The organism is Amycolatopsis lexingtonensis (genome assembly GCF_014873755.1).
Classification (GTDB): Bacteria; Actinomycetota; Actinomycetes; order Mycobacteriales; family Pseudonocardiaceae; genus Amycolatopsis; species Amycolatopsis lexingtonensis.
In genome coordinates this window covers 9,610,535-9,632,958 of record NZ_JADBEG010000001.1, presented here as the reverse complement: position 1 = coordinate 9,632,958, position 22,424 = coordinate 9,610,535, and the positions used below count along the sequence as shown (strand labels likewise).

The window sequence follows — 22,424 nt, the reverse complement described above, 5'->3', positions numbered from 1 at the left end:
ATGCGATCCGCGGAACGCGACCGCGACAATTCGAACGGCAACTGGCTTCGCACGACTGTCGGCTTCGATGGGGGAATTCGCGACCGTGAGCAACTCCGAGCTGGAAGACGAGTCGTACGACGCGGTGATCGTGGGAGCCGGGCACAACGGCCTGGTGTGCGCGGCCTACCTCGCGCAGGCGGGCCACCGGGTCGCGGTCGTCGAGCGGCGGCACACCGTCGGTGGCGCCTGCGTCACCGACGAACTGTTCCCCGGCTACCGGTTCTCGACCGCGAGCCTGGCGACCGCGCTGTTCCGCCGGGAGATCGTCGACGACCTCAGCCTCGCCAAGCACGGCTTGGAGCTCATTCCCCGCGACCTGGCGGTGACGGCGCTGTTCCCGGACGGGCGCACGCTCGCGCTGGGCTCCGACGACGACTTCAACGCCGCGCAGATCGCCCGCTTTTCGCGCCGCGACGCGCAGGCCTACGTCGAGTACGGGCAGACGATGCAGCGGCTCGGGAAGTTCGTCGAGCCGTACCTGACCGGGGCGTCCCGGACCCCGCTGTTCGACGACGTTCCCGCGCTGAAGGCCGCACTCGCCGCCGCGGCCGAGCTGCCCGACCAGGACCTCCGCCGGCTCACGCTCGCCCTGTTCGGCAGCGCGCGGGACCTGCTCGACGACTTCTTCGAGTCCGACGAGCTGAAGGTCACGCTGAGCACCGACGGGACGGTCGGCTACGACGGCGGCCCGTCCGACCCCGGCACCGCGTACCTCCTGCTCTACCACCAGCTCGGCTCGACCGACTCGGGCCGGCCCTCGTGGGGGCAGGTCAAGGGCGGCATGGGCAGCATCACGCAGGCGCTGGCCGCCGCGTGCCGGGAATACCGCGGCGAGGTCATCACCGGGCAGCCGGTGACGCGGATCCAGGTCGACGGCGAAGGCGCGCGGGCCGTCGAGCTGGGCGACGGGCGGGTGCTCCGCGGGCGGGCGATCGTCTCGGCGGCCGACCCGCGGACGACTTTCCTGCGGCTCCTGGATGCCGACGCCGTGCCTGCCGGCTACCGGCACGTCATCGCCGGGCGTGACTACGAGGGCGTCGCCGCGAAGATCCACCTGGCGCTCGACCACCTGCCGCGGGTGCGCGGGCTCGACGACCCGGACTACCGGGGGACGATGCTGATCGCGCCGACCATGGACCACCTGGACCGGATCCGCGCCGAGGCCAAACGGGGCCGCCCGCCGCTCGAACCGCACGTGGAGTGCACGTTCCCGAGCGTGCTCGACCCCGGCCTCGCGCCGCCCGGCAAGCACGTGATGAGCATGTTCGTGCAGTACGTCCCCTACACGCTGAGCGGCACCACCTGGGACGACATCCGGGAGTCCTTCGCCGACCGCACGCTCGAGTTCGTGGAGCAGTACCTGCCGGGGCTCGGCGCCGCCGTCCTCGACCGCAAGGTGTTCAGCCCGCTCGATCTCGAGCGCGAACTCGGCCTGCCCGGCGGAAACCTCTACCACGGCGCGATGTCGCCCCTGGACGTGTTCGCGGGCCGCCCGGTCGCCGGGTTCGCCGACCACCACACGCCCGTTCCCGGCCTCTTCCTCTGCGGCTCGGGCACGCGTCCCGGCGGCGGGGTGTTCGGCGTGCCGGGGAAGAACGCGAGCGAAGTGGTGCGGCGCCGGCTGGAATCCTGAGCCGTGGACCTCCGGGGTGGTTCGTACGTCGTCGCCGGCGGGGCCGGGGTCGTCGGGGAAGCCGTGACGCGGGAACTGCTGCGGCTCGGCGCCACGGTGACCGTGCCGTCCCGATCATCGGAACGGTTGGCGCGCTTGCGTTCCGCGCTGCCCGAGGCCGACCGCGCCCGGCTGCACACCTTGACCGGTGACGTCGGCGACCCCGCCGGCGTGCTCGGGGTGCGCGACCGGGTCGTCGCCAGCGTCGGCCGCGTGGACGGGGTCGTCGCGTCCCTCGGCGGCTGGTGGGAAGGGCCACCGCTCACCGAGATCGCGTTCCCCGTCTGGCAGCGGCTCATCGACGATAACCTGACCGCGCATTTCCTGGTAGCGCAAGCGTTTTTGCCCGTGCTGCGCGGAACCTACGTGGCCCTCAACGGGATCGCCGCGTTCCGGCCGGTTCCGTTCTCCGGTCCCGTTTCGGTGGCCGACGCCGCGCTGACCATGCTGCTGCGCACGTTCGCCGCGGAGCTCACCGGCTCCCCCGTGCGCATCCACGAGGTGGCGATCCTGACGCCGATCGTCACCCGCCACTGGCCGCCGGCGGAGCCCGCCAAGCCGCACTGGCTGACCGGCGAGCAGGTCGCCGGTCACGTCGCCGGGGTCCTGCACCCCGAATTCCCGTCCAGTGAACCGCTGCAGCTGCGATTTCCCGCCGATTGCGACATCGAGACCGCGGACATATAGGCAACGCATTCCCGGAGATGCACCGGTAAAGACTTCCGGGCGAAAATGTGTCGGAATGTGATTTTCCCGGGGCTGGAAGGTGTTGGGTGCCCATGAATGACCCCGTCGTAGCGCGCTGGGTGGATTCCGCGAGCTCGGTACCCGCCGAGCTCTTCGACGGACCGTACTTCTCCAGAACGGTCGGCTGGGCGCGCGCGTGGGAAAAGGTGCGCACCGAACAGGTGCGGGCATTCCGGCATTTGACGCTCGAGGGCGGGCCCGCCGCCGAACTGGTGCCCTTCTACCTCGTGGACCACTCGCCGACGTGGCGGGGCTACGAAGACGAAGCGGAAATCCCGCCGGTCTGGACCGGCCCGGTGGTCTATTCGTCCACGCTCTACGGCGAACACGGCGGCGCCGGCGGCAGCTCGCCCGAATACATCGCCCGCGCGATCGACCTCGGCCTGGCGCAGACCAGGGCCTGGGGCGCCGAGGCGCTCGTCTTCGGCAACCTCACGCCGGACGACGTCGACGCGTGGGCCGCGGTGCGCCCGTTCGACGCCGCGGTGCTGCTGGACAAGAAGTACGAGTCCCCGCTGGGCGAACAAGGGGCGGACTTCCTCGACGGGATGCGCGGCAAGGTGCGCCGCGAGCTGCTCCGGCAGTGGCGGCGGGGTGTGGAGAGCGGCCTTCAGTTGCGCGCGCTCACCGGCGACGAGATGCTCCCCTACCTCGAGGACTTCACCGAGCTGGCGGTCGACACCTCGGTGGCGCACGGCGACGAGCTCTACGGGCCGGACATCTTCGACAGCCTGACGTCGGTCCCGGGCGCCGTGCTGCTCGTCGCGGAGCACGAGGGCCGGATGGCCGGCGCGTTCTACTGCTTCCTGTACCGGGGCCGGCTCGCGCTGACCATGGCCGGCCTCGACTACGACAAGCTCGGCGAGCTGAACACGTACGCGTTCCTCATGTACGAGTCGGTCCGCTACGCGCTGGCGAACGGCGCCGCGGTCCTCGACCCCGGGCGCTGCAACTTCGAATACAAGCAACGCCACGGCTTCCGCGGCACCGAGCTCCGGGCGGTGGTCTACCTGCCCGAGCCGCGCCCGGACCTGGTGGCGGCCCTCGAACGGATGGACGGGCGGATGCACGAGTACATCGCGGGGAAGGTGGCGGCGGCATGACCGGCCCGGACCGCAGGTGGGGGTACTCGGCGCACCTCGCGGTCCTGCTCACCACCCTGATCGGCATCAACATCGGCTACATGGCCGTGCTTCCGTTCCTGCCGCAGCTTTCCGCGCGGCTGGGACTCGATTCGACTGGGCTCGCGGTGTTCGTCGCCGGGTTCGCCGTGGCGAAGATCGTCGCGCAGCCACTCGGCGGCTGGCTCGCGGACGCGTGGGGCCTGCGCTCGGCCGGCACGCTCGGGCTGGTGCTGGCCGTGGTCGGCATCCTGCTGGTCGTCCAGGCGGAAACGGCGTTCCCGGCGATCCTCGGCCGGCTGCTCTGGGGTGCCGCCGACGGGATCATCAGCCCCGCGCTGTACGGCGCGGTGACGGCGATTTCGGCGGAGTACGGCCGTGATCCGGCACGCGGCTACGCGAAGCTGGGCACTGCCGCGCTCCTGAGCTTCGCGGCGGGACCCTTCGTCGTCGGCCTGGTCCACCCGTTCGCCGGCTACCCCGCGGTGCTGGCCGCCGCGGCCTGCTTGACGCTGGTGAACGCGGTGGTCGCCTGGCGGGTGCTCCCCCGCCGGGCGAGCGAGGACCCCGCCGCGCCGGATACCCCGGCGGCGCCGTCGATCGGGCTGCGGCGGATCCTGCCCGCGGTCGCCCTGTTCGGCCTGATCGACCTGGTCGCGAACGTGCTCTGGGCGGCGATGGAACCCCTCGTCCCGCTCAGCCTGGAGCAGGCGAACGTGGACACGACCGGCCGGTCGGCGTGGGTGCTGACGGCGGGCATGGTGGCGTTCGCCGTCGCCAACCCGCTCCTGGCGCGGCTGCCCGAGCGGTGGCGGCGGCCGGGCCTGGTCGGCCTGGGCTTCGCCGCGCTGGCCGGGTCCTGCTTCCTGCTGGCCGCGGTGGCCGTGCTCCCTGTGGGGCTGTTCGCGATCACGGTGTTCATGGCCGCCCAGTCCTACATCTACCTGGTCGCCAGGGAAGGCATCCGCCAGTACTGCGGCGGCACCGGCACGGCGTGGGGCATCTTCGGGATGTTCACCGACGCCGGCTTCGTGGTGGGGCCGGTCCTCGCCTTCTACCTCTTCGACCTCACCGGCGGTGCGGTGTTCCCGATCCTCGGCGTGGCCGCGGTGCTCGCCGCGGCCAGCGCGTCCACCGCGATCCGCGCGTGGCGGCCGCGGGTACTGAGTGAACAGCACAGCGAATGACAGGAGTGAGTGGAATGGTCACCGTTATCGAGACGTGGTTCCTCAAGGAGGAGTTCGCGGACAAGGCGCTGCAGCTGATGCAGGAAATGGACGACATCGTGGGCCCCGGCGCGCACGGTGACGCGGGCTGGAGCGGGCACGCGCAGTTCTTCCAGCGCGAGGCGAAGCCCGCCGAAGTGATCATGATGTACCCGTGGCGCAGTATCGAACTGCACAAGAGCCTGCGCGAGAACGAAGAGCCGCTGCTGGCCGATTTCGTGTCTACGTACTGTGCCCGGGAGCGGACCATCGAGTACGCCACCGAGCTGGAGGTGGAGGTCGAACACGACGACCACCACCATCACCACTGAAGGCCATCATCGGAAAACCCCCTTCGCTCGCAGTGCGGTGGAGGGGGTTTTCCGATGTGGACGGTCGGGGGCCGGGCGGCAGTCGCAAGGTCACCCGCCCCGCGCCGAACGTCTTGAATGAGTCATTCAGGACCTCCGAAGACCTGAATGACTCATTCAAGACGTCGCGCGAGCCAGTCTGCGGCGGCGGAGTGGCCTGGCCGCCTGGCATTGCCAGAACTCGGCGTCAGGCGGGGGTCTTCATCGCCACCGCGGCGCGCGCGGCGATGAAGAACGGGCGCGCCTGCTCACGAAACTCCTCCACCGTACGGAAGCCGCGGTCGAGGGCGTGGATCGACAGGTCTTCGACCGCCCACAGCGCCGTGAACGCGGAGTCGATCAGCCGCTCCGGCAGGTCCTCCGGGTGGTAAGCCGGATTGCGCCGCTGGGCGTGCTCGTTAAGCTCGAGCACCGCGCCGCATTCCGTGGCCAGCGCGGTCAGCTCCGGCGTCAGCTCGGCCGGGAACTGCTCGTACACCAGCCGGCCCGAGCGCAACCGGAACGTGCGCACGAGCACCCGTTCCAGCAGCTCCGCCGGGGAAAACCGCCCGGCCTCGGCTTCGCTCAGCACGCCGCGGGCGACGAGTTCGTCCCTCGGCAACGCGCTCAGCCAGTCCGGCGCCGCGTCGGTGTCCCGGAGCCCCGGGTATTCCGGCTTCAGCCTGCCGAACACGTACCGCGTGTGCAGCTCGGGGTAGTCCGGCCGGAACAGCTGCGCGTACGTCAGCACTTGCAGCATCGTCGGCCCCTCGGGGTCGGCCGTGGCCGGCGTGTGCAGGAGGCGCCACTCGCGCATGTCGGTGAGGTCCGGGACGGCGACCGCGTCCGCCAGCGGGTCCGGCGCGGTTCCCGCCAGGACTTCCCGGACGGCGTGCTCGGCGTCGAGGCGCTTGATGTCGCCCAGCCGGGCCGGGTCAAGTTCGGCGAGGACCGTGCGCATCGGGTCGCCCAGCCCGCCGGCGCGGTCGGCCGCCGCGATCAGGACCGCGTCCGTGCGGGAGCCGAAGTGCACCGAGCGCGCGACCTCCACAATGGACTCGGCGGCCGGTTCGCCGAGCCGGCCCGCTGCCACCAGCCGGTCGGTGACGCTGAGGACGCTCACCAGCGCGTGGGTGAAAGCCCGGTAGCCGACGTCCGCGTCGCCGTGCATGAGCGCGACGTCGGCGTCGGAGAACAGCCGGCCGTCCCGGTACCACCCGAACACCGTCCCCAGCCCCGCCATGCCGTGCCCGAGGTGTTCGCACGCGCGCAGGGCGCCGATGCTGGCCGCCCCGTAGACCGGGATGCCGCGGGTGTGGAGTTCGAGGATCTCCTTGTTCCGCGCGGGTGCCGTGTGCTGGTACAGCCCGTCGACGATCAGGACGCTGTCGCCGGGCGCCGTGCGGACGCGGTAGAGGTCGCCGTGCGCGACCGGCGGGTGCCAGCAGACGCCGTCCAGGTCCAGCACCGCCGAGCCGGTCAGCGAAGGACCGGCGAACACGTGGACGGTCATGGCCGCGCCACCTCCGTTTCGGGGGCCGGGCGCGGCAGCTCTTCGTTCGCCTCGTGGTGCAGTTCGGGCAGGCCGGGCACCACGACCTTGCAGACCGCGAAGACCTCGCCGGGCGGTGTGAGGTCGACCCGGAGCACCGGGCGCCCGGATCTCGCGGTCACCTGGCCGGTCAGCCACTCGACGAGCCGCGCCGACGGCGTGGCCGGGTCGGCGAGGCCCGGCGTGACGTCCGCCCAGGTCCGGTTCGGTTCGACGGCAGGCGGGTCGATCGGGTTGCGGACGCCGCGGTAGCCGACCTTCCCGATGTCCTCGCGCATCCCGCTGATCACCGACATCCGGCTCTGCACCGCCTCCGTCAGCGCCCGCTGCAGCGCGAGCTCCGGGAGCACGTGGCAGCCCGATCCGGCGTACAGGCTCGGCATGTCCGCGCGCCACACGTAGACGGCGAAGGTCGACGTGCCCGGCACCGCCGAGCATTCCACGACTTCGACCCAGAAGTCGTCGGCGCGCATCCGGTCGATGAGGTCCTTGCTCCAGCACGCGGGCAGGCTGTCCAGGTCGACGACGTTGCGCCGGCGGATGGGCGTTTTCGCCATGGCCGCGCAGGAAAACCGCTCCACGACTTCCAGGAGCGCGTGGACGGTGGCTTCGGCGAGGGTGTTCCCGCTCGCGAGCCCGTTGGTGGTGCTGAACAGCGTGCGCGGGCGCCACCGGTCGTCGCTGATCCCGTCCAGCGCGATCGCGTGCAGCGGCACGTAAGACGGCGTCGCGTCGTGGAGGAGGGTCGCGGGCACCCACTGCAGCGGGAAGCGGTCCGAGACGAGGGACTGCCGGAGCGGGGTGATTTCGGTCGTCGCGTACGGCAGGCCGAGCTCGGCGGCGGTCGCGACGACGGTGCCGGTGGGCTGGAACTGTTCGCAGATCTGGTATTCGATGGCCTCCATGACCGCCGAAACCTTGGCCAGCAACGGTGTCGCGCCCTTGCCCTGGCTGACGCCCAAGGTGTGCCCCAGCGGCCGGACGGCCATGTAGACCGGCATGCCGATGGTGTCGAGGCCGGTCAGTTCGGCCACCCTGGTGATGCCGTAGTCCCGCAGCCGCGGGCGCACGAGCTCCCAGGTCCGTTCCGGCGTCCGGTCGCGGATCGTGCCCTCGAGCAGCACCGGGGGGCCGGTGCGGTCGTCCTTCGGCGGCGCGACGGTCATGGCTCTCGCTCCTCAGGCCGTGCTGGGACGTGGAGGTGCCGCGTGCCGCGAGCGGACGCGGCACCGCCACGGGCGAACCCTCGAATCAGGCTCCGGTCTTGCCGAACGCGAGCGCCTTCGCGGTGTACTCGTCGAGCTTCAGGTCCTCGACACCGGCGGCCTCGAGGGCGGCGTCGACGGAAACGGCGATGACGGTGGTGATCTCCGGCATTTTTTCCTCCATTTTTTGTACTGGAACTCCTCGACTGCGACGCCCAGAATCGACCTCACCGGCCGACGGCGCCACTTCCGCAGTGCTCTTCGACCCGTATCCCGGAACGCCGGGGCACGCCGGGAGGTGAACCATTCCGGCCGAGGGAGCACTGTGGGACCGAAATGAGCCGAGGGGCTCGGGCCGGACCGGGGAGCGACATGAACGATGTGACAGGAGCCGCGCGGACTTTTGATGTTGTCGTCGTCGGCAACGGCGCACTCGGGCAATCTCTGGCGCTCGTCCTGGCCCGGCGCGGCGTTGACGTCGCCCTGCTCGGGGAGCCCCACCGGCCGTTCGCCGCCTCGACGGCCGCCGGCGCGATGCTCGGCTGCTTCGGCGAAGTGACCGAAGCACTGGTGAGCAGCGACCACGGCCGGGCCAAGCTCGATCTCGACGTCCAAGCGGCGAAACTCTGGCCGGAATGGGCCGCCGAACTCGCCGACGATACTGCGGAAAACGTACACAGTGCCGACGGAACCGTCGTAATCCTCAACGCCATCGGCGTTCCGGGAATCGATGACGCGAACTACACGGCGATACGTGAAGAACTGCGGCGCTACGACGAGCCGCACGAGGACGTCGACCCGGCGGAAATCGATTGGCTCGACCCGGATCCCGGGGCGCGGCCGTTGCGGGCCATGTTCATCCCGGGCGAGCACGCGGTGAACTCCGCCGCGCTCCTCGTCCAGCTGCAGCGGGCTTTCGTCCGCGCCGGCGGCACGGTCATCGCCGAGCAGGCGGCCCGCGTGGTGCACGCCGAAGGCAAGGCGACCGGCGTCGTCCTGGACTCCGGCACCACGCTGTCGGCCGCGCACGTCGTGCTCGCCGCCGGCGCCCGGTCCCAGGACGTCCTCGAAACCGTGCCGGAGATCGCCGCGCAGGTACCGCCACTGGTCAGCGGGTACGGCCTGTCGGTCCTGCTGCGGCCACCCGACAAGAGCGGCCCGCGCAGCGTCATCCGGACCCCGAACCGGGCGTTCGCCTGCGGCCTGCACGTCGTCCCGCGCGCCACCGGCGAGGTCTACGTCGGCGCGACCAACATCATCTCCGCGACGCCGGTCGACACGCCGGTGCTCGGCGACGTCCACTTCCTGCTGGACTGCGTCCACCGCCAGGTCCGCCGCGACCTCTACGGCGCCGACATCCTCAAGATCCAGGTCGGCAACCGCCCGGTCGCCCTCGACGGCTTCCCGCTGCTCGGCGAAGCCGGCCTCGCCGGACTGTGGATGATGACCGGCACCTACCGCGACGGCCTGCACCTCTCCCCGCTGCTGGCCAAGGAAATGGCCGCGCGCATCCTCGGCGAGACCCCCGCACTGGACCTGGACCGGTTCCGTCCGCTGCGGCAGCCGATCCAGACGGCGACCCGCGAAGAGATCGTCGCGACGACCGCCACGCACGTGCTCGCCACCGGGTACGAGTACGACTGGTACACCCCGACGTTCTGGCCGCAGTTCCTGGAGAAGAACCTGCCCGGGATCCTGACCCAGGCGGCCGAGGAGATCCACCCGACCTTGACCCCGCCGCCCGAGCTGCTGGACGTCGCGCGGACCGACCCGACGCTGCGCAAGCTGCTGCAGGAGTACTACGCGGCCTGCGCCGCCTGACCACCGACGGGAAGTGACCGGCCGTGTCCCTCGGCGCCTACCGCGCGGTCCTCGCGATCCCGCGGGTGCGCGGGTTCTTCTCCGCGAGCCTCGTCGCTCGGCTGCCGACCGGCATGCGGGCCGTGGCGTGCCTCTTGCTGATCTCGGAAACGACCGGTTCGTACACAATGGCCGGTGCCGTCTCGGGCGTCCTCGGTGTCGCGGAGTCGGCCGGCGTGCTGGTGCTCGCCCGCCAGGCCGACCGGTGGGGCCAGCGGCCGGTCGTCCTCGGCTCGCTGGCCGTGCACGTCGTGGCCCTCGTCTCGCTCGTCGCGGCGGTCAGCTCGGAACTGCCCGCCTGGACGTACTTCACGGCGGCGGTGGTGGCCGGGCTCGCGACCGCGCCGTACGGGTCGTTCGTCCGCGCCCGCTGGGCGGCGGCCGCCGAGTCGCCCGACGACCTGCGGACGGCCTACGCGATGGAGGCCGTCTTCGACGAGATCTTCTACATCGTCGGGCCGCTGCTGGCGGTGGCCCTCGCGACCCGCGTCTGGCCGGGCAGCGCGCTGCTCGCGGCGGCCGTCCTGGTCTCGGCGGGCGGTCTCGCGCTCGCGTCCCAGCGGCGGACCGAGCCCGCGCCCGGCCCCCACGCCGGGTCCGTCACCGACCAGATCCTGCGCGTCGGCGGGATGTGGGTGGTCGCCTCGGTGTGCTTCTTCCTCGGCACCTACGTCGGCGCCCTGGACCCCGCGATGATCGCCTTCGCCGACGGGCACGGCGCGCCGGGCCTCGCCGGCGTGCTGCTGGCGTCGCTCACCGTGGCCAGCATGCTCGCCGGGATCGGCTTCGGGGCCCGCAAGTGGTCGTGGTCCCAGCCGCGCCTGCTGGTGGCGGTGACGACGCTGCTCTGCGCCTGCACGGTCCCGCCGGTGTTCGCCGGCGACATCGGCGTGATGCTCGGGTGCGCGTTCGTGGCCGGGCTCGGGATCGCGCCGGTGACGGTCACGGCCGCCACCCTGGTCTCGTCCCTGGTCGCCCGGTCGGCGCTCAACACCGGGTTCGCCGTCACGGGCAGCGCGACCGGCCTGGGCATCGCGGCCGGCGCGGCGGTGAGCGGCGCCCTGATCGACAGCCACGGGATCACCTGGGCGTTCTTGTTCACCACGGTGACGACCGGCGCGGGAATCGTCGTGAGTCTCCTCGGCCGGCACCTGCTCGAAGCCCCGCCGCGGGAGGTGACCGGCGAGCGCCCGGCACCCGTGGGCCGGTAGCGGCCGGTCGTGGTGGTGCCGCACGGGAGGCACGGCACCACCACGGAAGACCTCGAATCAGACGCCGGTCTTGCCACCGAACGCGAGCGCCTCGGCGGTGTGCTCGTCGAACTGGAGCTCCAGGACACCGGCGGCCTCGACGGCGGCGTCGGCGGAAGCGGCGATGACCTTCGTGATTTCCTGCATGATAGCTCCTCAATGGTGATCGGCGGTCTTGCGATTACGCGATTCAGAGTCGCGCCGGGCGGTAAGCCGTCGCGCCTTCTGGATTGCTCTGCGACGTGAATCACGGAACGGGCACGCCGGGAGGTGAATCATTCCGCGCGGTCGTGCCAGTGTCGGGTGAACCTCGAGGGGAGTGACATGAATGCAGCGGTAGCGGCCACCCGGTCCTTTGATGCCATTGTCGTCGGGAACGGTGCGCTCGGTCAGTCCTTGGCGTTGGTGCTGGCCCGGCGGGGCGTGCGCGTCGCCCTGCTCGGCGAGCCCCACCGGCCGTTCGCCGCCTCGGCCGCGGCCGGCGCGATGCTGGGCTGTTTCGGCGAAATCACCGAAACCCTGGTCAGCAGCGACCACGGCCGGGCCAAGCTCGATCTCGACGTCCGAGCGGCGAAACTCTGGCCGGAATGGGCCGCCGAACTCGCCGATGATTCTACGGAAAACGTACACACCGCCGACGGAACCGTCGTAATCCTCAACGCCATCGGCGTTCCGGGGATCGATGACGCGAACTATTCCGCGATGCGGGCGGAACTGCGGCGCTACGAGGAACCCCACGAGGACGTGGATCCCGGGGAAATCGATTGGCTCGACCCCGATCCCGGCGCGCGCCCGTTGCGGGCCATGTTCATCCCGGGCGAGCACGCGGTCAACGCCGCGGCCCTCCTTTCCCAGCTGCAGCGCGCTTTTCTGCGGGCCGGCGGCACGGTCATCGCCGAGCAGGCGGCCCGCGTGGTGCACGACGGCGGCCGCGCGACCGGGGTCGTCCTGGACTCGGGAACGGAGCTGTCCGCCGCGCACGTCGTGCTCGCCGCCGGCGCCCGGTCCCAGGACGTCCTCGACACCGTGCCGGAGATCGCCGCGCAGGTACCGCCGCTCGTGAGCGGCTACGGCCTGTCGGTGCTGCTGCGTCCCCCGGACAAGAGCGGCCCGCGCAGCGTCATCCGGACGCCCAACCGGGCCTTCGCCTGCGGGCTGCACGTCGTCCCGCGCGCCACCGGCGAGGTCTACGTCGGCGCCACCAACATCATCTCCGCGACCCCGGTCGACACCCCCGTCGTCCGGGACGTCCACTTCCTGCTCGACTGCGTCCACCGCCAGGTCCGCCGCGACCTCTACGGCGCCGACGTCCTCAAGATCCAGGTCGGCAACCGGCCGATCGCGCTCGACGGCTTCCCGCTGCTCGGCGAAGCGGGACTCGACGGGTTGTGGATGATGACCGGGACCTACCGCGACGGCCTGCACCTGTCCCCGCTGCTGGCCAAGGAAATGGCGAGGCGCCTCCTCGGTGACGCCCCCGAGCTGGACCTGGATGCCTTCCGCCCCTTGCGAAAGCCGATCCAGACCGCGACCCGCGAAGAGATCGTCGCGACGACGACCACGCACCTGCTGGCCACCGGCTACGAATGCGACTGGTACACCCCGACGTTCTGGCCGCAGCTGATCGAGAAAAACCTGCCGGCGTTGCTGACCAAGGTGGCCGAGGACATCCACCCGACCCGGACGCCGCCGCCCGAACTGCTGGACGAAGCCCGGACCGATCCGACGTTGCGCAAGCTGCTACAGGAGTACTACGCGGCCTGCGACTGAGGCAAGGAGTCGAGACCGTGTCCCTCGGCGTTTACCGTTCCGTCCTCGCGACCCCGCACGCGGCCAAGTTCGCCGCCGCATGCTTCGTCGCCCGGGTGCCGATGGCCATGCGGGCCATCGCGTGCCTGATGCTGGTCTCCGCGCTCACCGGCTCGTACGCGCTGGCGGGCGCGGTGTCGGGGGTCCTCGGCGGCGCCGAGTCGGTCGGCTACCTGCTGACCGCCCGGCAGGCCGACCGGTGGGGCCAGCGGCCGGTCATCCTCGTGTCGACGGTGGTGCACGTGACGGCGCTCGTCGCGCTGGTGGCCACGGTCAGCTGGGGCGCGCCGGGGTGGACGTACTTCACCGCGGCCGTGGTCGCCGGTCTCGCGACCGTGCCCTACGGGTCGTTCGTCCGCGCCCGCTGGGCGGTGGCCGCCGGGTCACCCGACGCGCTGCAGTCGGCGTACGCGCTGGAAGCGGTGCTGGACGAACTCATCTACGTCGTCGGGCCGCTGGTGGCCGTGGCGCTGGCGACCCAGGTGTGGCGCGGCGCGGGCGTGTTCGGCGCCGCGGCGCTGGTGACGGCGGGCGGCCTGGCCCTCGCCGCCCAGCGGCGGACCGCGCCGCCGCCGAGTCCCCGCGGCACCGCGATCGGCGGCCGGATCCTGCGCCAGGGCGGGATGTGGGTGGTCGCCGCCGTGTACTTCGTCGTCGGCACGTACGCCAGCGCGCTGGAGCCCGCGGTGATCGCCTTCGCCAGGGCGCACGGCGCACCGGGTTTCGCCGGCGTGCTGCTGGCGCTGATCACCGTGGGCAGCGCGCTTGCCGGAGCCGGTTACGGGGCGCGCAAGTGGTCGTGGTCGCGGCCACGGCTGCTGGTCGCGGTGACGACGCTGCTGTGCGCGGGCTCGGTTCCGCTGATCTTCGCCGACAGCGTCGCCGTGCTGGCCGGGTGCATCCTCCTCGCGGGCATCGGCCTCTCCCCGGTGCTGGTCACGGCGAGCGCCCTGATCTCGTCGCTGGTCGGGCGCTCGGCGCTCAACACGGCGTTCGCCGCCGCCGGCAGCGCGGCGAGCGTGGGCACGGCGGTCGGCACGGCCGTGAGCGGCGTGCTGCTCGACTGGTCCGGGGTCCCCGCGACGTTCGGCTTCGCCACGGCCGTGGCCGGCCTCGGCATCGTCGTCAGCGTCGCCGGGCGGAAGGCCCTCGCCGTCCCGGCGCCCGACGCCGAGCCGGAACCCGCACCGGCCGCCGGCTAGCGGTGGGCGGTGACGAACCAGGCGCGGGAGCCGAACCACACGCCGTCGCCGGTGTCGTGCGCGGCCAGCACCGCGCGCAGCCGGTCGTGCGCGGCCGGCACCTCCGCCGGTTCCAGTTCCTCGAATAGATCGCGGGACATACCGAGCACGAAGTCGTAGGCCTCCGCCTGCGTTCCGTAGTCGATCGGTTCGCTCAGCTCGGTCACTTCGATTCCGGTGAATCCGGCGGCGGTGAGGATTTCGTGGAAATTCCGGGGATCGCCGAGCGAAAACGGCGAGCCGTCCAGTGAAGTGGTGCCGTCGGACGGCGGTTTGATCGCGTCGGCCCACTCGGCCCACTCCTGGCGATCCGCGTCCTGCCAGACCAGCTGAACCAATCGCGCGCCGGGCCGCAGCGCCCGGCCGATGTTGGTGAACGCGGCCACCGGGTCGGCGAAGAACATCGTGCCGAACCGGCTGATGGCGAGGTCGAAGTGCGCCGGGGGAAACGGGTGCGACTGCGCGTCGGCCTGCTCGAAAGTGGCGTTCGGGACGCCTTCTTCCGCCGCCAGCCGCCGGGCGGTCTCGATCACCGGCGCGGCCACGTCGACGCCGTGCACGCTGCCCTCCGGCGCCGACCGCGCCGCGTCCCGGGTCGTCGCGCCCGCGCCGCACCCGATGTCGAGCACGCGGTAAGCGGCGCCAACCCCGAACAATTCCCGCAGCCTTTCCTGGTACCGGCTCAGCTCCTTTTCCAGCCGCAGTGCGTGCGTGCTCTGCCGTTCTCCGCCCGAATCGCCCATGCCGGCAATCTATCCGATTCGACCGCAACGGCGGAGATGCGCTCGCCGGGCGAGGGAGAACAGGATGTTCGTGTGCAGAAACCGGCGGAGCAGACCCCCGAACCGGACTACGGTCTGGTCCGGCCGGTGTCGCTGCCGGCCGGCGGCCGCATCCCGGACCGGGTTTCCGGCGCGTCGAGCAGCACCGAATACGACAGCTACTTCCGGCTCGTCCGCGACGGCGAGGATCTGGTCCGGTGGTCCAAGACCTGCCTGGACGTCCAGCGCGGCGTGCTCGCCGACCTGGACTCGACCGAGCTGACCGCCGAGGAGCGCTACGACATCGTCGCCGGGTGCGTGGTCGTCCTGCACGCCACGCTGGAGCGCTGGCACGCCCTGCACCGGTCCGGCGAGGAAGAGGCGGCGGCATGACTTCCCCGAGCCACGCGGTGCCGGGACTCGACACCGCCGTGCGCCGGTGGAAGATCGGCCACCAGCTGTTCCACCTGCACCTCACCGCGATGAACAGCCTGCTCGAAGACGCCACGGCCGCGCTCGACTCCGGCCGCTGGGCCGAGCTGGCGGCGCTCTTCGACGAGCTGCGGATGCTCTACGACGCCGCGACGGCGACCATGCGCTACGCCGCCGACTTCCCGAAGGAGCTCTACGAGCGGATCATCCGGCCGTCGATGGCGCCGCCGTTCACCAGCCCCGGCTTTTCCGGGTCGCTGAACACCGACCACGAACAGATGCTCGACCGCCTGCGTGACCTGCGCCGGCGCGTCAAGCCCCTCCGCCGCCGCGGCGGGCTGCCGGACGCGGCGCACGAAGCCGCGGGACGGCTGCTGGCGGCGCAGTCGCGCAACCGCCGCCACCACGTCCTGGTGTGCACCCGTTTCGTGCCGGAGGGCACCTCGCTGCTGCAGGCGTACTTCGAGGCCACCAACCCGACGACGGAGGCGGAGCAGATGACCGACCACGACGACCACGAGCGCGGGTGAGCTGAGCCATGTCGAGCGAATCCCGGGTGGCCTTGGTGACCGGCGGCGCGCGGGGCATTGGCCGGTCGCTGTGCGAACGGCTCGCCGCCGACGGCTTCCGGGTCGCGGTGAACTACCGCGCGAACGCCGCGGCCGCCGAGGAACTCGTGGCGGCGCTGCTGGCCGCGGGCGGGGACGCCGTCGCGCTGCGGGCCGACGTGTGCGACGCCGATCAGGCGCGGGATCTGGTGCGGGCGACCGAAGCGCACTTCGGCGCGCCCACCACGGTTCTCGTCAACAACGTCGGCGAGTTCACGCTGAGCCCGGTCGGCGCGACCTCGCCGCAGCGCTGGGACGCCGTCATGGCCAGCAACCTGAACTCGGTCTTCTACACGACGCTGGCGGCGTTGCCCGGCATGCGGAAGGCCCGGTTCGGCCGGGTCATCACCCTCGGCCTCAGCCCCACCGTGCTGGTGCGCGGGGCCCCGAACATCGCCGCGTACGCGGTGGCGAAGACCGGGGTGGCCGTGCTGACCCGGTCGCTCGCCACCGAGGAAGCGCGCCACGGCATCACCGTGAACTGCGTCGCGCCGGGGCTGATCGACAACGGGCACCTGCCGCCGGAACAGGCGGGGTGGATGGCGCAGCGGGTGCCCGCCGGCCGGCTCGGCACCGGGGAGGACATCGCCGAGGCCGTGGCCTACCTGGTGTCCGATCGTGCCGACTACGTCTCGGGCGCGACGCTTTCGGTCGCGGGCGGCTGGGACTGGGACGACCGGCCCACCGACCACGACGGCCAGGTGACCGACCTGTTCGAAGACGAGGCGGCGAATGTCTGAGCCGGTCGGCGACTGGCCGCCGGCCGAATTCGAACGGTACGGCCACGACGTGCTGGCGCTGATCCGCGAGCACTTCGAGTCGGTCCGGTCGGTGCCGGTCACGGTGCCCCGGTCGAGCAGTGAGCTGATGGCGTCGCTGCGGGCCGAGCTCCCGGAGACGGGCGAGGACTTCGCCGCGGTGCTGGCCGACACCCGGGATCGGGTGCTGCCGCACGTCGTGCACTGGAACCACCCGTCGTTCCACGCGTACTTCGCGAACAGCGCGAGCTTTCCCGGTGTCCTGGCCGAAACGCTGACCGCGGCGATGAACGTGAACGCGATGCTGTGGAAGAGCGGCCCCGCGGCGTCCGCGCTGGAACGGGTGGTGCTCGGCTGGGTCGCCGAACTGGTCGGCTACCCGGCCGAGGCCGACAGCGTCCTGGTCAACGGCGCGTCGCTCGCCACGCTGTACGCCCTCGCCGCCGCCCGGGACGCCGCGCTCGGCGACGACGTGCGGGTCAACGGCGTCCCACCGGGCACCGTGCTCCGCGTCTACACCTCCGACCAGGCGCACAGCTCGGTGGAGAAGGCGGCGATCACGCTGGGCATCGGGCAGGCGAACGTGGTGCGGCTGCCCGCCGACGCGGAGTACCGGCTGCGCCCCGACCTGCTCGACGAGGCGATCCGGCAGGACCGCGCGGCCGGCCGGGTGCCGGTCGCGGTCGTCGCGACCGTCGGCACCACGTCCGTCGGCGCGGCCGACCCGGTGCGGCCGATCGCGCGGGTGTGCGCCGAGCACGGCGTCTGGCTGCACGTCGACGCCGCGTTCGGCGGGTTCTGGCGGCTGGCGCCCTCGCTCGCCGGCCGGGTGGAGGACCTGGCGCCCGCGGATTCCCTGGTGGTCAACCCGCACAAGTGCCTGTACGTCCCGATGGAGGCGACGGTCCTGCACTGCCGCCGTCGTGGCGCGCTGGCCGGCACGTTCCGGCTCGTGCCCGAGTACCTGACTTCGCACCAGGACGACGAAATCGTCGACTACATGGACCTCTCGCCGCAGCTCGGCCGCAGTTTCCGGGCACTGAAGCTGTGGTGGGTGATCCGGACGTTCGGCCGGGCCGGGCTCGCCGCGCGGCTCGAGGAAAGCGTGCAGCAGGCGCAGTGGCTGCGGGCACACGTCGACGGCCACCCGGACTGGCGCAGCCCGGTCGGTTCGCGGTACCCGTTGCTGTGCCTGCGGTACGAGCCGGCGGGGGTGCCCGACCTCGATGCGCTCAACGCGGCGATCGTCGACGAGATCAACGCGTCCGGCAAGGCGTTCCTGTCCCACGCGGTGCTGCGCGACGGCTACGTCATCCGCGTGTCGATCGGCAACATCCGCACCACCCGCGCGGACGTCGAACGCCTGTGGGACCTGCTGACCGGGGTGGCGGCCCGACTGTCCACACCGGACCTCCGCCGGGCGGCGTGATGGCGCATCTGATGATCCCCGGGCCGTGCCGCCCGGATCCGGACGACGAGCTGGTGCTCGGCGAGCCGGTCCAGCCGCACTACGGTCCCGGCTGGGTTCCCCAGCTGCGGCAGGTGCTCGACGATCTGACCGCGCTGCTCGGCGCGCGGCGGACCTACCTGCTGCCCGGTTCCGGCTCGGCCGCGCTCGACGCGGCGCTGTTCAACCTGTTCGAGCCGGGCCAGCGGGTGGTGGTCGTCGAATCCGGCTACTTCGGCCGCCGGCTGGCGGCGATGGCCCGGGCCCACGGGCTCGAGGTGCGGATCGCCGCGGTCGAGCCGGGCCGGCCGGTCAACCCGCGCTGGGTGGCCGACCTGGTCCGCGACTGCCACGGCGTGCTGGTGACGCACGTGGAGACCTCGACCGCGGTCCGCCACCCGGTGGCGGAGCTGGCCGAGGTGGCCCACGCCGCGGGTGCGGTGCTCCTGGTCGACGCCATCGCCGCGGCGGGCGGCGAGCGGATCGACATGGCGGGCATGGGGATCGACGCGCTCGTCACGGCGTCGCAGAAGGGCCTCGGCGGCGCGGCGGGCCTCGGCGTGGTGGCACTGGCCGACGGCGGCCGCGAGCGGGTGCTCAGCCGCTCGTGCCGGCCCCCGAGCTGGTACTTCGACCTGCGCACGTGGGACGAGGCCGCGGCGGAGAGCCCGGAGTGGGAACCGACCCCGGTGACCATGCCGACCAGCCTGGTGCGCGTGCTGGCCGCCAGCGTGCACCGCATCCGCGAAACCGGCGCCGACGCGTGGATTTCCCGGCGCGCCGCTTTGGCCGCCGAATGCCGCGCCGGACTTCGCCGGCTCGGCCTGCGTCTGTCGGCCTCGGAGGAATGTGCCGCGAACCTGGTCGTGGTCGTGCGCGATCCGCGCGCGGACGCCATCCGGGAGCACCTCACCCGTACGGCCGGGATCATGGTCGCCGGCGGGCTGACGCCGTACCCGGAGCAGGAGGCCTTCCGGATCGGCCTCGTCGGACGCACGGCCACGGTGCCGATGGTCGAGCTGCTGCTGCACGAGATCGGCGAGGCACTGCGTCAGCCGGGACGGCTGCGAAACGCGGCCTGACTCCCCCAATGTGGCGTTCGGTGCGTCAGACGCACCCAATGTGGCGTTCGGTGCGTCAGACGCACCCAACGCCACATTGGGGCGCTTGGAACCGGACTCGGACCCTGGCACCGCAGGCTTGTCACTCGCGACCCACCGGGACGCGGAGGAACTCGGCCAGCTCCGTGGCGACCTCCGCCGCCTGCTCCTGATGACAGAAGTGCGTGTAATGGCCACGCAAGCGGATAGAAGCCGCGGGCATCGCTTCACCGAGAGCGCGGGCGCCAGCCGGCGGCAGGGAGACGTCCCTGGTACCGGCAAGGACCAGCGTCCGAGTGTCCACACCGGACAGATCAAGCTCCCGGGTAGCGCACAGGTACTCGAAGAACGACGGAAACGCCCGCGGCAGCACGTGGTCGACCAGCTTGCGCTGCATGTCCCCCACCAGGTCCGGCCGAAGCGCCCTGCTCCGCAGCTTCAACCGCAGCCCCGTGCGGACAGCCGAAGCGAGCGCCTCGCGCGTCTCCTGCCGCAGGGATTCGTCGACCGGGAGGCCGGCCGGCTGGTAGAGCGGGGCCAGCAGGGCGACCCGCTCGAACCGGCGGCCCGTGCTGAGGAGTTCCAGCGTGGCGTTGGCCCCGAACGAGTGCCCCACGACGGCGTCGATCGGTCCCGGCACAGCCGAAAGCGCCCGGTCCAGCCACTGCCCCGGCGTACCACCGGCCCGCCACGTGTAGTCGTTGCCCGCCTGCCACGGCAGGTCCGGCGCGACCAGCCGGAAGTCCGGCGCGAGCAGCTCCGATATCTCCGTCCAGTCCTGCCGGCTGCCCTCGAGGCCGTGCACCAGCACCACGGTCATCGGCCCGCACCCAGGCGCAGGAGCGCGGCGGCCACCGCGCCGCCGGGGTCCACCGAGGTCAGCAGGGCGAGCCGACCGGCGGCGGGGGCGGCCGCGGCGTGGCTCAGCACGGCGGCCAGCTGGAAGGTCGCGGACACGGCGTGGGCCTCGCCGAGGGTCTCGGTCAGCGGCGGGAACATGACGTCCGGGCGGCACGAGTCGGCGACGACCGTGAACTCCGGGTCACCGGTCGTGCCGGAGGTGAGGGCGGCCCACACCGGGGTGCCGGGCGCGAGCACCCGCCGCACCGCGCGGCGCACGGCGGTCCCGAAGTCGCCGTCCGCGGCGAAGAGCGACGCGACGGCGACGACCTCGGCGAGTCCAGGGCCGGTCCGCGCCAGCCGGACCATCGCACAGCCTTCGACCAGTGGCGCCTTGCCGCCGCACAGCTGGTCGATGCACGTCCTGGCTTCGGAATCCTCCTCGACGCCGCCGGCGATGACGGTGTCCGCACGGCCCGCGTCGAGCAGGCGCCGCGCGTAGCCGAGGGCGACGAGGCCCGAGGGCCGTCCCGCCGCCAGCGTCGTGTTGGGTCCCTTCAGCGCGTGGCGGATCGCGGTCTGCCCCGCGGCGCTGTTGATGGCCGCGCCGAGGATGGTGGACGGCGGGATGCGGTAGGGCTTCTTGCCGGTCAGCGAGATGCGGGTGACGTCGAGGATGCTCTGCACGCTGCCGGTCGTCGTCGCCAGCACCAGCCCGGTGCGCGCCGGGACGTCGTCCTCGGCGGCCAGGCGCGCGCACGTCGCCGCGGCGAGGGCGGCGGACCGCGTCATGCTGAGGGACGCCTGCTTGCCGAGCAGCTCGCGGGGGTCGAAGCCCGGGACCGTCCGGGGCCCGTCGGGCGCGCCGGCCAGGACACCGGCGGAAAAGTCCGCTGTGGACACACCGAACGGCGAGATCGCGGCCCAGTCGGTGACGATCACGGCCGCTCCTCGGGTCGGGCCAGGACGACGATCATGTTGTTGCCGTTGAACGCGAAGCTGTTGTTCTGCACCACGCGCACGTCGGCGGGCACCGACCGGTTGGGCACGCAGTCGATCCCGCAGTCCGGGTCCGTCCGGCGGTGGTTGACCGTCGGCGGGATGAACCCCTCGGTGAGCACCACCGTGCAGGCGACCGCGCTGAGGGCGGCCGCCGCGCCCATCGTGTGCCCCAGCATGGACTTCCACCCGACCGTCCGGGGTGGCCGGTCGCCGTAGACGGCCCGGATCGCCTGTGCTTCGGTGACGTCGTTGGACTTGGTCCCGGTGCCGTGCGCGGAGACGAGATCGACGTCCCCGGTGCGCACGCCGGCGTCGCGCAGCGCCAGTTCGATGCACGCCTCGACGCCGGCGGCGTCCGGTTGCGTCGGGTGCTCGGCGTCGCAGTTCATGCCGTACCCGAGGATCTCCGCGAAGACGTGCGCGCCGCGGGCGCGGGCGGAGGTCAGGCTCTCCAGCAGCAGCATCCCCGAACCCTCGCCGGTGAGGATGCCCGCGCGGTCGGCGTCGAAGGGGCGGCAGCGGTCCGGCGCGATGATGCCGAGCCGGTAGAACGACGCGAAGGACTGCCGGCAGACCGCGTCCGTCCCGCCGGTGAGCGCGAAGTCCGCGTCCCCGGCCCGGATCGCGTCGAACCCGGCCCCGATCGCGTAGTTGCCGGCCGCGCAGGCGGTCGTGAACGCCACCGTCTCCACGTCCCACAGCCCGAACTCGCCGGCGACAGCGGCGGCGAGCCGGTCCGCGCCGACCCGCCCCGCCAGCGCCGGGTCCATCGCCGCGAGGCCGCCCTCGACCGACTGGGCACTGAGCCGGTCGAGGTCCGGGCCCTCGCCGTTGGTCGTGCCGACGCCGATGTGGCCGCGGCGGTCCCGCAGGTCCGCGTCGGTCAGCCCGGCCTCCGCCACCGCCATCCGGGCGGCCGCGACGGCGAACCGGCTCGCCCGGCCCAGCTCGGCCGTCCCGGTGATCCAGCGTTCCGGCACGAAATCCGTTACCTCGCAGGCGTTCGCGTGGTCGAACCCCGTCGTGTCGAACGCCGTGAGCGGGCCGGCCGCGCAGCGCCCCGCCCGGAGGCCCTCGGTGAACTCGCCCATCCCGGTGCCGATGCTGGAGACCACGCCGCGCCCGGTGACGACGACGCGTTCCGGCCCGGTCATCGCGCCGTGGCGACGATCTCGTACACGCGCTCGAGGTTCGTGATCCGTTCGAGCTCGGCCAGGTCGATCGTGATGTCCAGCTCGTCCTCGAGGATGGTGATGATCTCGATGGCCTTGACCGAGTCGATCCCGTGGTCTTCGAAACCGTCGGTGTCGGTCAGCCCGTCGGGGTCGACCTCCAGCACCCCGCAGACGATCTTCTTGATCCGGCTGTGGTCTTCGAGTGTCAGCTCCGGCATTTCCCCCGGCCTTTCTGGATGGTGGTTGG

General features: G+C 72.1%; 23 protein-coding genes. 14 read left to right on the top strand and 9 right to left on the bottom strand.

Translation table 11 applies throughout. From position 1 onward, the window contains the following. Nucleotides 1-67: 67 nt before the first annotated feature. The 5 genes from H4696_RS44635 to H4696_RS44615 all read left to right on the top strand — a co-directional run bounded on the left by H4696_RS44635 (nucleotide 68) and on the right by H4696_RS44615 (nucleotide 5,119). Nucleotides 68-1,675 carry a phytoene desaturase family protein gene (locus H4696_RS44635; RefSeq protein WP_086858382.1) on the top strand — a complete coding sequence of 536 codons (1,608 nt, stop codon included), beginning with the start codon at nucleotides 68-70 and terminating at the stop codon, nucleotides 1,673-1,675. 3 nt (nucleotides 1,676-1,678) lie between these two features. Continuing rightward, nucleotides 1,679-2,401, top strand: coding sequence for an SDR family oxidoreductase (locus H4696_RS44630; protein ID WP_086858381.1), 723 nt, complete (start codon nucleotides 1,679-1,681; stop codon nucleotides 2,399-2,401). A 92-nt stretch (nucleotides 2,402-2,493) separates the two neighbouring features. After that, the gene (locus tag H4696_RS44625; RefSeq protein ID WP_086858380.1) at nucleotides 2,494-3,564 is read left to right on the top strand and encodes a GNAT family N-acetyltransferase; all 1,071 of its coding nucleotides are present in this window, start codon (nucleotides 2,494-2,496) and stop codon (nucleotides 3,562-3,564) included. Further along, on the top strand, nucleotides 3,561-4,769 hold the full coding sequence (locus H4696_RS44620; protein WP_086858379.1) for an MFS transporter: 1,209 nt from the start codon (nucleotides 3,561-3,563) through the stop codon (nucleotides 4,767-4,769). Before H4696_RS44625 ends, H4696_RS44620 begins: the two co-directional genes overlap by 4 nt. A gap of 14 nt (nucleotides 4,770-4,783) precedes the next feature. Continuing rightward, nucleotides 4,784-5,119: a hypothetical protein gene (locus H4696_RS44615; protein ID WP_225955986.1), complete on the top strand. Its 336-nt coding sequence runs from the start codon at nucleotides 4,784-4,786 to the stop codon at nucleotides 5,117-5,119. Nucleotides 5,120-5,345: 226 nt separating this feature from the next. On the opposite strand, the gene H4696_RS44610 is transcribed toward H4696_RS44615, so the two are convergent. The 3 genes from H4696_RS44610 to H4696_RS50985 form a co-directional block, all read right to left on the bottom strand. Continuing rightward, nucleotides 5,346-6,650 (bottom strand): TfuA-like protein, encoded by a 1,305-nt coding sequence (locus tag H4696_RS44610; protein ID WP_086858377.1) that lies wholly within the window; start codon nucleotides 6,648-6,650, stop codon nucleotides 5,346-5,348. Continuing rightward, nucleotides 6,647-7,855 (bottom strand): YcaO-like family protein, encoded by a 1,209-nt coding sequence (locus tag H4696_RS44605; RefSeq protein ID WP_086858376.1) that lies wholly within the window; start codon nucleotides 7,853-7,855, stop codon nucleotides 6,647-6,649. Before H4696_RS44605 ends, H4696_RS44610 begins: the two co-directional genes overlap by 4 nt. A gap of 85 nt (nucleotides 7,856-7,940) precedes the next feature. Next, complete coding sequence (locus H4696_RS50985) at nucleotides 7,941-8,066, bottom strand: hypothetical protein (RefSeq protein WP_264086337.1); 126 nt, start codon at nucleotides 8,064-8,066, stop codon at nucleotides 7,941-7,943. 200 nt (nucleotides 8,067-8,266) lie between these two features. Between H4696_RS50985 and H4696_RS44600 the strand changes: the two genes are divergently transcribed. Then, nucleotides 8,267-9,715 (top strand): NAD(P)/FAD-dependent oxidoreductase, encoded by a 1,449-nt coding sequence (locus H4696_RS44600; protein ID WP_086858375.1) that lies wholly within the window; start codon nucleotides 8,267-8,269, stop codon nucleotides 9,713-9,715. Nucleotides 9,716-9,738: 23 nt separating this feature from the next. Further along, nucleotides 9,739-10,965, top strand: a complete 1,227-nt coding sequence (locus H4696_RS44595) for an MFS transporter (protein WP_086858374.1) — start codon at nucleotides 9,739-9,741, stop codon at nucleotides 10,963-10,965. 57 nt (nucleotides 10,966-11,022) lie between these two features. Here H4696_RS44595 and H4696_RS50980 read toward each other — a convergent pair whose 3' ends face one another. Next, nucleotides 11,023-11,151, bottom strand: a complete 129-nt coding sequence (locus H4696_RS50980; protein WP_264086336.1) for a hypothetical protein — start codon at nucleotides 11,149-11,151, stop codon at nucleotides 11,023-11,025. Nucleotides 11,152-11,328: 177 nt separating this feature from the next. Here H4696_RS50980 and H4696_RS44590 point away from each other — a divergent pair, with 177 nt between their 5' ends. Further along, nucleotides 11,329-12,774 (top strand): NAD(P)/FAD-dependent oxidoreductase, encoded by a 1,446-nt coding sequence (locus H4696_RS44590; RefSeq protein WP_086858373.1) that lies wholly within the window; start codon nucleotides 11,329-11,331, stop codon nucleotides 12,772-12,774. 17 nt (nucleotides 12,775-12,791) lie between these two features. Next, nucleotides 12,792-14,015, top strand: a complete 1,224-nt coding sequence (locus tag H4696_RS51385; RefSeq protein WP_086858372.1) for an MFS transporter — start codon at nucleotides 12,792-12,794, stop codon at nucleotides 14,013-14,015. Here the strand turns inward: H4696_RS51385 and H4696_RS44580 are convergent. Continuing rightward, nucleotides 14,012-14,797 carry a class I SAM-dependent methyltransferase gene (locus H4696_RS44580; protein WP_086858371.1) on the bottom strand — a complete coding sequence of 262 codons (786 nt, stop codon included), beginning with the start codon at nucleotides 14,795-14,797 and terminating at the stop codon, nucleotides 14,012-14,014. The two genes, H4696_RS51385 and H4696_RS44580, sit on opposite strands and share 4 nt — an antisense overlap. A gap of 72 nt (nucleotides 14,798-14,869) precedes the next feature. On the opposite strand from H4696_RS44580, the gene H4696_RS44575 reads away from it, so the two are divergent. The 5 genes from H4696_RS44575 to H4696_RS44555 are packed head-to-tail and all read left to right on the top strand — an operon-like array spanning nucleotide 14,870 to nucleotide 19,142. Next, nucleotides 14,870-15,208, top strand: coding sequence for a hypothetical protein (locus H4696_RS44575; RefSeq protein ID WP_086858370.1), 339 nt, complete (start codon nucleotides 14,870-14,872; stop codon nucleotides 15,206-15,208). Further along, the gene (locus tag H4696_RS44570; protein ID WP_086858369.1) at nucleotides 15,205-15,777 is read left to right on the top strand and encodes a hypothetical protein; all 573 of its coding nucleotides are present in this window, start codon (nucleotides 15,205-15,207) and stop codon (nucleotides 15,775-15,777) included. The genes H4696_RS44575 and H4696_RS44570 overlap by 4 nt, the downstream gene beginning before the upstream one ends. An 8-nt stretch (nucleotides 15,778-15,785) precedes the next feature. Continuing rightward, nucleotides 15,786-16,595, top strand: coding sequence for an SDR family oxidoreductase (locus H4696_RS44565; RefSeq protein ID WP_086858368.1), 810 nt, complete (start codon nucleotides 15,786-15,788; stop codon nucleotides 16,593-16,595). After that, nucleotides 16,588-18,042, top strand: coding sequence for a pyridoxal phosphate-dependent decarboxylase family protein (locus tag H4696_RS44560; RefSeq protein WP_086858367.1), 1,455 nt, complete (start codon nucleotides 16,588-16,590; stop codon nucleotides 18,040-18,042). The genes H4696_RS44565 and H4696_RS44560 overlap by 8 nt, the downstream gene beginning before the upstream one ends. Next, the gene (locus H4696_RS44555) at nucleotides 18,042-19,142 is read left to right on the top strand and encodes a pyridoxal-phosphate-dependent aminotransferase family protein (protein WP_192782882.1); all 1,101 of its coding nucleotides are present in this window, start codon (nucleotides 18,042-18,044) and stop codon (nucleotides 19,140-19,142) included. The genes H4696_RS44560 and H4696_RS44555 overlap by 1 nt, the downstream gene beginning before the upstream one ends. A gap of 121 nt (nucleotides 19,143-19,263) precedes the next feature. Here H4696_RS44555 and H4696_RS44550 read toward each other — a convergent pair whose 3' ends face one another. From H4696_RS44550 to H4696_RS44535, 4 genes are read right to left on the bottom strand one after another with little or no spacing between them, the layout of a single operon-like run. After that, entirely contained in the window at nucleotides 19,264-19,980 is a 717-nt protein-coding gene (locus H4696_RS44550) for an alpha/beta fold hydrolase (protein WP_086865199.1), read from the bottom strand. Next, nucleotides 19,977-20,942 carry a beta-ketoacyl synthase N-terminal-like domain-containing protein gene (locus tag H4696_RS44545; protein ID WP_086865200.1) on the bottom strand — a complete coding sequence of 322 codons (966 nt, stop codon included), beginning with the start codon at nucleotides 20,940-20,942 and terminating at the stop codon, nucleotides 19,977-19,979. Before H4696_RS44545 ends, H4696_RS44550 begins: the two co-directional genes overlap by 4 nt. Beyond that, nucleotides 20,939-22,156 carry a beta-ketoacyl-[acyl-carrier-protein] synthase family protein gene (locus tag H4696_RS44540; RefSeq protein ID WP_086865201.1) on the bottom strand — a complete coding sequence of 406 codons (1,218 nt, stop codon included), beginning with the start codon at nucleotides 22,154-22,156 and terminating at the stop codon, nucleotides 20,939-20,941. The genes H4696_RS44545 and H4696_RS44540 overlap by 4 nt, the downstream gene beginning before the upstream one ends. Further along, nucleotides 22,153-22,395 (bottom strand): acyl carrier protein, encoded by a 243-nt coding sequence (locus H4696_RS44535; protein WP_086865202.1) that lies wholly within the window; start codon nucleotides 22,393-22,395, stop codon nucleotides 22,153-22,155. The genes H4696_RS44540 and H4696_RS44535 overlap by 4 nt, the downstream gene beginning before the upstream one ends. Nucleotides 22,396-22,424 lie beyond the last annotated feature (29 nt).